Source organism: Dehalococcoidia bacterium, from assembly GCA_030648205.1.
In the GTDB taxonomy this organism is placed as follows: Bacteria; Chloroflexota; Dehalococcoidia; order JAUSIH01; family JAUSIH01; genus JAUSIH01.
In genome coordinates, this window is record JAUSIH010000120.1 from 1 (window position 1) to 9,972 (window position 9,972).

The following is a 9,972-nucleotide window of genomic DNA, read 5'->3' on the forward strand; positions in this document are numbered from 1 at the left end:
CGTGTATTCCTTGAGCGCTTCCCTGTGGCTGGAGCTTCCTTTTCCCAACAGGAGTAATTCGTTTCGACGTTTGCCGCAGGCCAGGAACAGCGCTCCCAGGGTAGTACAGATGTAAAGCCAGGGTGAAATCGGCACGTCTATGACAACACCACCGGCGGCGGCCCGCAGGACGAATCCAGCCGCCAGCGCCATGACGTCCACAATGACAAGCTGCTTCAGGTAGAACGAGTAGCCCAGACTCAGGACGCTATAAATCAGCGCGACGATACCAAATAGTGGATTTACCAAAAAGCTGACGCCCAGTGCTCCCACGCCCATGACCCCGGCGACCGCACCTGCCAGCCCTGGTGACAACCTCCCCGACGCGATGGGCCGATTCCTCTTCACCGGGTGCTGCTGGTCACTGTCCCTGTCAATCACGTCGTTCACGAGGTAGACGGCGCTGGACAGGAGGCAAAAAAGCGCGAAGGCCAGGGTGACTTGAAGAAGCGGTATTAGAGTATGGCCCAAGTCGCCGGGCGCCCACCAGAAGTTGATGGTGAAAACGAAGGGAAGGTAAAGCAGCAAATTCTTTGCCCACTGCTTCGCTCGCAAGGAGAGCAGAAGGGGCGAAAATGCGTTTATCAGCCGAACCGACGATGTAGGTGCCGCCATCGTGCCAATCATAGCGAAGGATGCCTTCGGGGTCAACCTGTGTTACTCCTCCAAGGGCGCACGACCCACCGACGGTTGAACACGGAGCGACCGTCGTCTATACTGAGGGCACACAATCGCCAATCTAACGGCTGCAAAGGTATATTCAAAAGCGAAAACCATGGAACTTAACAGGCTTCTCAAGATTATCTACAAGCGGCTCTGGCTTATAGCCGTTGGCACCCTGTTGGTGACCGGGTTTACCTACTGGTTATCCGCCATCACTCCGCCTGTCTTTGCAACGTCCGCCACCCTCTTCGTCGAGCAGCCCGTTGACCCACGGGCGGACTCCCTCGGCTCCATCGCCGCCAGCCAGCAAGTGGCCCGCTCCTATGTTCTTCTGGTGACGCAACCCGCAGTCATGCAGCAGGTTATCAGCGAACTGGGCCTCAGGATGAGCGTGTCCCAGCTATCAAGCAAGGTTTCAGCGAACCAGATACAGACTTCGCAGCTCATCCAGGTGACCGCCGAAGACAGCAATCCGGCTCTGGCCCAGGCCCTTGCCAACAAGACAGCCGAAGTCTTCGCCCAGCAGGTCACCAAAACGGTCCAGACCAAGTTTGACGACGCGAAGAAGGACCTGGACCTGCAGATAGCAAGCCTTGCGAAGGACATCGACCAGACCCAAGCGTCCCTCGCTGCCTTGGGTGACTCTGGTAGCACACGCGGCAGCGATTTGCCCCCCTTCGCCCGTATCGAACGGAGCCGTTTGGAGAGCAACCTCCTGCGTTCACAAACCCTTTACACAATTCTCCTCAAGAGCGGGGAGGATTTCCGCCTGGCTGCTGCCCGCTACGGAAGCCCCCTAACAATATCCGCCGTGGCCCAGATGCCGCGCTCCCCCGTCCGGCCCAATGTCCCGCTCAATACCCTCCTGGGATTCCTGGTGGGCCTGATGGGAAGCGTTCTCGTGGCCGGGGCCGTGGAGTACCTTGAGGACACGGTGGATGGCCCGGAAGAAATTGAGAAGATCACGCGAGCACCAATCATGGGAGATATCGGTGAGCTGGCTCCCTCTAAAGGAAACAGCGGCTACGAGCTTATAGCTCTCGACACGAAGGCGCAGGCTGCGGAGGGCTTTCGAAGTCTGCGGACCAATGTGGACTTCGCCATGGGCGAACGCCCACGCTACTCCTTCCTTGTGACGAGTTCACTGCCATTGGAAGGGAAGACCTTTATTGCTTCCAACCTGGCAATCGTCATAGCCCAGGCGGGCAAGAGCGTCATCCTGGTGGATGGAAACCTGCGCCATCCTAACGTGCATAGAGCATTTAACGCTTCTCGGGATGTAGGCCTGACGACGGTCTTGATGGGAAAGGCAAGCCTGCAAGACGTATTGCGGCCCACCGAGGTCCCGGGGCTGCGACTCGTTCTCACGGGCCCTCTACCACCAAACCCGTCCGAGATACTGGACTCGGAGCGCACGCGCCGAGCGCTGGCAGAGCTCAAGCAGATGGCCGATGTCGTCATCCTGGACAGTCCCTCCCTGCTTCCTGTCACAGACCCGACGGTGCTCGCAGGCATGGTGGACGGCGTCCTGCTGATTGTAGATAGCACATCCGCCAAGCGAACAGCTCTGTCCCATGCATGTGAGGACCTGGCGAGGGTAAATGGGCGGCTGATAGGCGTTGTAGTCAACAGGATCAGCCCGCAAGGGGGCTATGGTCACTACGGGCGATATCGGTATTACTACAGGTATTACTACCGCTACTCCGACGGCGCCGACGGTCGCCAGCACCAGACCCGTCGCGACGGCCTTTTTGCGAACACCCTGGGGCGACTCCTCGCGCCTCGTCGGCACAAACGAAAAGGCCATTGATGGTCCCGCAAGTTCAAGACCGTTGCCCTCTCTTCGCCAGACCTTCTGACGAGGCTTCATAGTGCACTCTCCCTCTCGCACACACCACGAGCAGGGCTTTGTCAGCCCCTATCTGAAGACAGGCCTGCTCGTTCTTCTGGGATTGGCCGCGGTGTACCTGCTGGCGCATGCCGTGACGGTCCTGGCGGCGGGCATCACCATCGGCACGATAGTCCGCGAGACCATTCCGCCAGTCCTGGTTGCGGCGGCGTTTCTGCTGGTGTGGGCTGCGGACATACGCGGCGTGACGCAAGGGCTGACACCCAAGAGGCTCGGGATAGGCGAAATAGTTTCCATACTTGCCCTGGCGGTTCTCGTGGGCTTTTTTATCGTGAGTCTCGCGTCGTCCTACTCCGTGACTTATCTCCTGGTCATTGGACTGGCCATCGTCGGCGTCGTCACCTCCGTCATACTGGCCCTGACGTCCGATGGGCCCAGGCCTGTCGTCGTCTTTCTGTTGGCGTATCCCCTGATAGCCTATCTGGAGAGCGAATTCAACTTCCGGGAAGCACTTGCCCAAGTCCTCACCGTGGGGCCCTTTACCTACACACCGTCTCTCGCATTCATATGGATCCTGACTCTGGCGGTGCTCCTGCGCAAGCTCGCGACAAGGCAGGCCCTGACGCGCACGCGCCTGGACCTGTTCATTTTGGCATGGCTGTTCGTGCTATTCCTGTCGTCCCTTAACTCCCGGCTACCCCTGGAAAGCCTCCAGGAACTGCTCAACGATGCCACCATGCCGCTGTTGTTCTTCGTCATTGTCAATCGTACTCACACGCGTCACGACGTTGTTACTTTATGCCTGGCCCTTCTCATCGCCTCCTTCGTTCGGCTCGCGATCCTGTTGTACTTCTACCTCCTTTTGTTGCAGCGCGATGTCTCCTTTGGTGTCGGGGCCAGCATCTTCAAACTCGGTGTACACATGGGCGTATTGGGATGGATAGCATCAACTATCCTGCCGCTGTCTCTTGTCTTTGTGGCTTACTCGCCGCGTTTCAGAGCAAAGCTTGCCCTCCTGGGCCTCGCGGCCTTCAGCGTCGTGGTGATTCTCGTTATACGCATCCGCTCGGCGGTCATCGCCAGCTTCCTTCCGGCCGTCCTTTTGATGATCCAAGTCCGTGCGAAGGCAGCCTGGTACTTCGCGGGGGCAATGGTTCTGACGGCGGTACTGGTACTGGCCGTCGGCACCGAACCACTGTGGCTCGACCGCTTTCAATCGTGGACATCCTTACAAGCAATAGAGACGGAGCAGGCCCAGCGTCTCGACCTGTGGCAGGCCGCGGTCCGTATGACCCTGGACCACCCGCTTCTGGGCGTTGGCCTGCGCATGTTCGAAGAGGTCTCTCCTCAGTATTTGCACACGGATTGGTCAGCCGAGGGTCGCGGCAGCTCTTATGCCCACGAAGTGCTCCTTCACTACGCCTCCGCAGGCGGCTTGGGGGCTTTGGCGGCGGTTCTGGGCCTGCACATTGTCGCCCTCCGGACGGCCTGGATCATCGGAAGGAAGAACGCTGATCCGCAACTCAGGGCGCTGGCGCTGGGGCTTTCCTGGGCTGTCACAAGCATGTTGCTGAGCGGGCTGATCGGAGGCACGGGGTTCGCATCAGGTAACGCCCCGGACCGCCCCATGGGACAAACAGACCAGGGGATCTTTTTTTGGGTTGTGGTGGGCCTAGTATTTGTCATGGCAGCACTTACTTCGGAGCGAGTGAGCGCCAGCGAGCATCAAGTATAATGCTGGGCGATGGACTTCGACCTCAAGAGCATCGGGTCACAGGAACTCGCGTTCCCCGCATCCACGGCAGCCGCCGGAGCAGCGGGACGCTGATGTCACGACGCCCGCTGTCCTCCTACGCCCAGCCATGAGCACACGCCTTCGCATTTGCTACATAGGCTGGAGCGACTATCCCCACCTTCTGCGCTGGGCCAAGTGGTTCGCGGCCAGAGGCCACGATGTGCACGTCCTGGCAGGTTATCCAATCTCTGCCCAAGGCATCACCATGCACGACATTATGCCCGCGCCATCGGGACTTCCCCGGTGGAGACGGTACCTTCGCGGAGAGGTCAATATCAGCGCGGCGTACTGGCTCCGGACGGTGCTGCGCGTGCGGAGCCTGGTCAAAGAGATCAGTCCGGATATCCTCCACTCGCACTCGCTCTACTATCCCGGCTACATGGGCGCCCTGACAGGCTTTCAGCCCTACGCCATCACCGCGTGGAGCTACGACGACGCCACACTTGGCTATGCGCCGCACGCGGCGACCCGCCCCCTGCGCCGCCTCTTCGCGCGGTGCGCTCTGGGCCGCGCCCGTCTGATCACCGGCATCTCGAACGACCTGGTGCGCGAGATGGTACGCGCGGGCGCCCCGTCAGACAGGATCATACAGTTCAACTGGGGCGTCGACCTGCAAAGGTTCAACCTCACCCAGTCCCGTGCGGACGCCCGCCGCAAACTGGGGCTGCTGGAGAACGCCCCCGTCGTCCTCTCCGTCCGCAACATGGGCGACCCGTGCAACGTGGAGACCCTCGTCCAGGCCATTCCAGACGTACTCCGCCGCGCGCCGCGAACGCACTTTGTCTTTACCTGGAACTACGCCCAGCCTGACCGCCTTCAGTGGGTCCAGGACCGTGTGCGGGAATATGGCGCTCAGGAGAATGTCCGACTGGTGGGTCGCGTGCCGCACGAAGAGCTTGCCACGTACTATCAGGCGGCAGACGTGTTCGTTTCCCTGGCGACGTGGGACTCCGGACCGATCTCGATGGTGGAGGCGATGGCGTGCGGCGCCGTGCCGGTCATGGGCGCGCTGCCCAGCGTCAGAGAGTGGATAACGGACGGCGAGAACGGCTATCTGGTCTCCCAGACCAACGCGGCCCAGGTGGCCGGGACGATTGTGAACGTGCTGGAGCATCCGAAGAAGCACCAGGAAATCGCCTGCGCGAACTGGCGTATTATTCAGGAACGCGCTGATTTCAACGAGCGCATGATGTTCATGGAACAGCGGTATAGAAAGCTGTTAGACTAGCCACAGGTCCGAAATAATGGCGAACGGAGGCTCAATAGGGGAAAACCCACTCACCTCCTTGGAAGAATTCATCCCGACCCACCGCGCTGCGCCGTCCATGTATGGCTTCCTGCGACACACGAGTTCGCCGTGATCTGCTGAAATCCGTGATGGAGACATCCAGGAAAGAGGCCAACACCCACTGATGAACACCAAGCAACAGCGCATCTTCTTCGTGCTCCCGCACGCCAACCTGAGAGGCGGCAACAAGATCGTGTTCGAAGTCGCTGATGGGCTCACCGACCACGGCTACTCTATCACGATCCTCACTCCAACCGGCCACCCTCCCGCCTGGATGAACGTAAAAACCCCCTTTGGGTCGTGGGACCACTGGCGAAAACGTATCACGGACGACGACATAGCGATCATGACCTGGGACTATGACGCGGACTACCTCATGGACATTCGCGGCTACAAGGGCTACTACGTCCAGCACTTCATGCACTTCATCGAGGACATCTTCAAGCTGCCGCTGGACTTCTTTGTCAGCGAGTCCTCCTACATCCAGAAGCACACGCTGGAGACTTATGGCGTGCGCTCGCACCTAATCATGCCTGGCATCGCCCACACGGTTTTTCAACCCTATCCGGATGTCCCGCGGATTGGCAACCGGGTGATGACCCTCGGCTGGGGCGGCTGGAAGGGCACGGAGGACGTTGAGAAGGCCATCGAGCTAGTGCGCGCCCAAGGCCAGCCCGTGGACTTCACGTCCGTGCATGACCTTTCATCGGAGGAGATGGCCCGCGCGTACTGCTCCTCCGCCGTGTACGTCTCCGGGTCCTGGTACGAGGGCTTCGGCCTGCCACTGCTGGAGGCCATGGCCTGCGGCTGCCCCGTCGCCACCACCGATAGCAAAGGCATCGACGACTTCGCCATTGACGGCGAGACCTGCCTCAAGGTGCCGCCACGCGACCCGGAAGCCATGGCTGCGGCTGTCCTGCACCTCCTGCGGGACCCCGGCCTGCGCCGACGGCTGGCCGCCAACGGGCTTGCCATGGCGCAGCGATTCGGATGGGAGCGCAGCATAGACGCGTGGGAGGAGCTGCTGGGCCTGCGCTCTGGCCGTCCGCATTTCCTGGAGGCGGGCGACTATGAGAGGCTTGCCGCGCCCTCGCCGGAAACCCGGCAGGTCATACGCCGCGTCCGCCAGACCTGCGCCCGGCGCCGACGTGAGGAGCGCCTTGCCCGCATCAAAAGCGCGCTGCGCCGCGTCCTGCCCTTTCGATGACCCGCCTGGCGTCGCGCCGCCTCGGCGCACCTTACCTCAGAAATCGTCTATACTGGATTGCCAGCACATCTATGTGCAGCCGCTTATTTATCTTGAAAGAGGCCCATGAGCGCCACTCCCTTTCTGAGCGTGGTCATCCCCACCTACAACCGCCTGCCGCAGCTCCGGCAGTGCCTGGACGCGCTGTACCGGCAGAGCTACCCTCTAGCCGACTACGAGATCATCGTTGTGGACAACGGCTCCACGGATGAGACTCCGCGCTTCCTTGCCGACATCAGGCCGCCGCCCGGCGTCGCGCTCCTCACCCTGCGCGAGTCGAAGCGGGGGCCCGCGGCGGCGCGTAACCGCGGCATCCGCCACGCCAGAGGGCACATCGTGCTCATCACCGGCGACGACATCACGGCACCGCCCGACCTGCTGGAGCAACACGCGGCATGGCACCGCCGCCTGCCGGACGAGCATGTGGCCGTCCTGGGTTTGACCACGTGGGCGCCGGACAAGCCCGTCACCGCCTTCATGCGCTGGCTGGAGAACGGCGGCCCGCAGTACAAGTTCGGCTCCATCACGAACAAAGACAACGTCTTCTACGGCCACTTCTACACCTCCAACGTCTCGGTGAAACGCAGCTTCCTCCTCGCCGCCGGCCTGTTCGACGAGGACTTTCCGTATGCATCGCACGAAGACACGGAGCTGGCCTATCGGATGTCCCGTATGGGCATGCGCCTCGTCTATAATGAGCGTGCCGTGGGCTACCATGACCACTACACAACGCTGGACAGCGCGCTGCGGCGCATGGAGAAGGTAGGCGAGACGGAAGGCATGTACCGACTCAAGGCACATGGAGAAACACCCGACCCGGCCCTCCTCCGCGAGCCTTCCGCGCTACGACGCGTCCTGGGGCAGATCAGATTCAAAGCGCTTCTGATGTTGGGGCGGGCGACGGAACGCTGGCTCGTCCTGCCAGGCGTCTACAATTATCTGCTGGACAAGGCCCAGGTCGTCGGCAGGCGGACATGGGCGCGGCAGTACGCCGCCCGTGCTGAAAGGCGCTAGACGACACATGTTTCAGGACAACCACGCCAATATCTGGGCGGATGTCTCCCCCGCTTGCCTCCTGTGCGGCGGCCCTTCCAAGCCGTTTTTCGCCGTGGACACCTCGCGTTACTCGTTTTCGACAAACGTCCGGCCAGCCATCACGCGCTGCCGGGGATGCGGACTCGCGTGGGTGAATCCGCGACTGGTGGAGGTGGCGCCCGCCGAGGCTGAGGCGGCCGCAGCGCAGGAGCGCCGCATCGAAGGCCCCGCGGGGTCCGAGCGAGAGCGGGCCCCTGACGTACTCGCCCACATAGGCCGCCACGCCCGTCCGGGACGGCTCTTGGACATAGGCTGCGGCTACCTCTTGAAGCTCGCCGCCGAGAGCGGGTGGCAGGCCGTCGGCGTCAACCCCAACGCAAAGGAAGCGCAATACGCGCGCGCCGAGATGGGTGTCGCCGTGCCCGCCCGCGTCGTGGAGGAGGCGGGCTTCCCCGACGCGTCGTTTGACGTCGTGTCCCTGGTCGAGGTGCTGGAGCACCTGGCTGACCCTGTCTCCGTCCTGCGCCAGGCGAACAGGGTGCTCCGCCCGGACGGCCTGCTGTACCTCCAGACGCCCGACCTGGACTGTGTTGAGGCGCGGCTGCTGAAACACCGCTGGGTCATGGTCTATGTGAATTCCCACTGGTTCTTCTATTCGGACAGGCCTCTCCGGCAACTGCTCCAGCGGACAGGCTTCCGGGTGGTGGAACGTCCCCTGTGGGCCCGCGGGCGGCATGCGTGGGGAGTCCCGCTCAAGTTTGCTCTCGGCCTTTTGGGATTGAGCAGTCTGACCTCTATCACTGTGATCGCGCGGAAGGTGGGGCCAGCTTGAAGTCAACCCGAAGAACTCGATATTCGGAGCCTACGTGAACACATGAAAGGCGTCGTCCTCTCGGGAGGCAAAGGCAGCAGGCTCCGCCCCTTCACGTACACGGGGGCCAAGCAGCTCGTGCCCATCGCGAACAAGCCTATCCTGTTCTACGCGCTGGAGCACCTGGTCGCGGCGGGCATCCAGGACATCTGCATCATCGTCGGAGAGACCGGCGACCAGATCAAGACCGCGGTCGGCGACGGCGCGCTGCTGGGAGCCCGCATGACATACATCGAGCAGTCCGCGCCCCTGGGCATAGCCCACGCCATCGGCCTGGCGCGCGACTTCGTGGGACAAGACAGGTTCGTGGTCTTCCTGGGCGACAATTTCATCCTCGGCGGAATCCAGCCGTTCGTGGAAAGCTTCCAGGCCACGGGCCAGAACTGCCAGATACTCCTGCACGAGGTGACGAACCCCTCGGACTTCGGCGTCGTGGCCCTTAACGACGGGCGCATCGTCTCCATTCAGGAGAAGCCCAAGACTCCGCCGAGCAACCTGGCGATCGTCGGCATTTACATGTTCGACTCCTCCGTCTTCGACGCCATAGACCACATCCGTCCCTCATGGCGCAACGAGCTGGAGATAACCGACGCCATCCGCTACCTGCTAGAAAATGGCCGCAAGGTAGGACATCAGGTACTGGCGACCCCGTGGATTGACACGGGCAAAAGGGACGACCTTCTGAACGCCAATCGTCTCATCCTCGCAAGCATGGCCGCCCGCAACGAGGGGACTGTTGACGCCGAGACGCGCGTCACGGGCGCCGTGGTCATCCAGAACGGCGCCAGAGTGGAGAAAAGCGTCTTGCATGGCCCGTGTATCATTGGAGAGAAGACGATTGTGCGCAACTCGCGCATCGGGCCCTATACGTCCATCTACCACGACTGCCGCGTGGAAGGGAGCAAAGTGGACAACTGCATCGTCCTGGAGCACAGCTCCATCCTCGACACGCCCGGCCGTGTGACGGAGAGCGTCATCGGCCGCTACGTGGAGGTGTCCCGCTCCACGCACCGTCCTGCTGCGTCCAAACTGGTCCTGGGCGACCACAGCAAAGTCGAGTTCAGGTAAAGGCTCGATGACTTCCCGTACAGTGCTCGTAACAGGCGGCTCGGGGTTCATCGGCAGCAACTTTGTCCGCTATGCCCTGCGCGCGCACCCGGACTGGCGCGTCGATCCGTTCTCGAGC

General features: G+C 61.7%; 8 protein-coding genes. 7 read left to right on the plus strand and 1 reads right to left on the minus strand.

The features are described 5' to 3' along the window. A partial coding sequence (locus Q7T26_13240; GenBank protein ID MDO8533106.1) for a UbiA family prenyltransferase occupies positions 1–666 on the minus strand: 666 nt, incomplete at its 3' end. 148 nt (positions 667–814) lie between these two features. Here Q7T26_13240 and Q7T26_13245 point away from each other — a divergent pair. The 7 genes from Q7T26_13245 to Q7T26_13275 all read left to right on the plus strand — a co-directional run bounded on the left by Q7T26_13245 (position 815) and on the right by Q7T26_13275 (position 9,854). After that, positions 815–2,512, plus strand: a complete 1,698-nt coding sequence (locus tag Q7T26_13245) for a polysaccharide biosynthesis tyrosine autokinase (protein MDO8533107.1) — start codon at positions 815–817, stop codon at positions 2,510–2,512. Between the two features lie 151 nt (positions 2,513–2,663). After that, a complete protein-coding gene (locus Q7T26_13250) occupies positions 2,664–4,286 on the plus strand; it encodes an O-antigen ligase family protein (GenBank protein MDO8533108.1) in 1,623 nt (540 codons plus the stop codon). A gap of 127 nt (positions 4,287–4,413) precedes the next feature. Further along, positions 4,414–5,574 carry a glycosyltransferase family 4 protein gene (locus tag Q7T26_13255; protein MDO8533109.1) on the plus strand — a complete coding sequence of 387 codons (1,161 nt, stop codon included), beginning with the start codon at positions 4,414–4,416 and terminating at the stop codon, positions 5,572–5,574. Positions 5,575–5,758: 184 nt separating this feature from the next. Beyond that, on the plus strand, positions 5,759–6,841 hold the full coding sequence (locus Q7T26_13260) for a glycosyltransferase family 4 protein (GenBank protein ID MDO8533110.1): 1,083 nt from the start codon (positions 5,759–5,761) through the stop codon (positions 6,839–6,841). Positions 6,842–6,946: 105 nt separating this feature from the next. Next, entirely contained in the window at positions 6,947–7,894 is a 948-nt protein-coding gene (locus tag Q7T26_13265; GenBank protein ID MDO8533111.1) for a glycosyltransferase, read from the plus strand. 7 nt (positions 7,895–7,901) lie between these two features. Beyond that, positions 7,902–8,747: a class I SAM-dependent methyltransferase gene (locus tag Q7T26_13270; GenBank protein ID MDO8533112.1), complete on the plus strand. Its 846-nt coding sequence runs from the start codon at positions 7,902–7,904 to the stop codon at positions 8,745–8,747. A gap of 42 nt (positions 8,748–8,789) precedes the next feature. Then, positions 8,790–9,854: a glucose-1-phosphate thymidylyltransferase gene (locus Q7T26_13275; GenBank protein MDO8533113.1), complete on the plus strand. Its 1,065-nt coding sequence runs from the start codon at positions 8,790–8,792 to the stop codon at positions 9,852–9,854. The last annotated feature ends 118 nt before the right edge of the window (positions 9,855–9,972 follow it).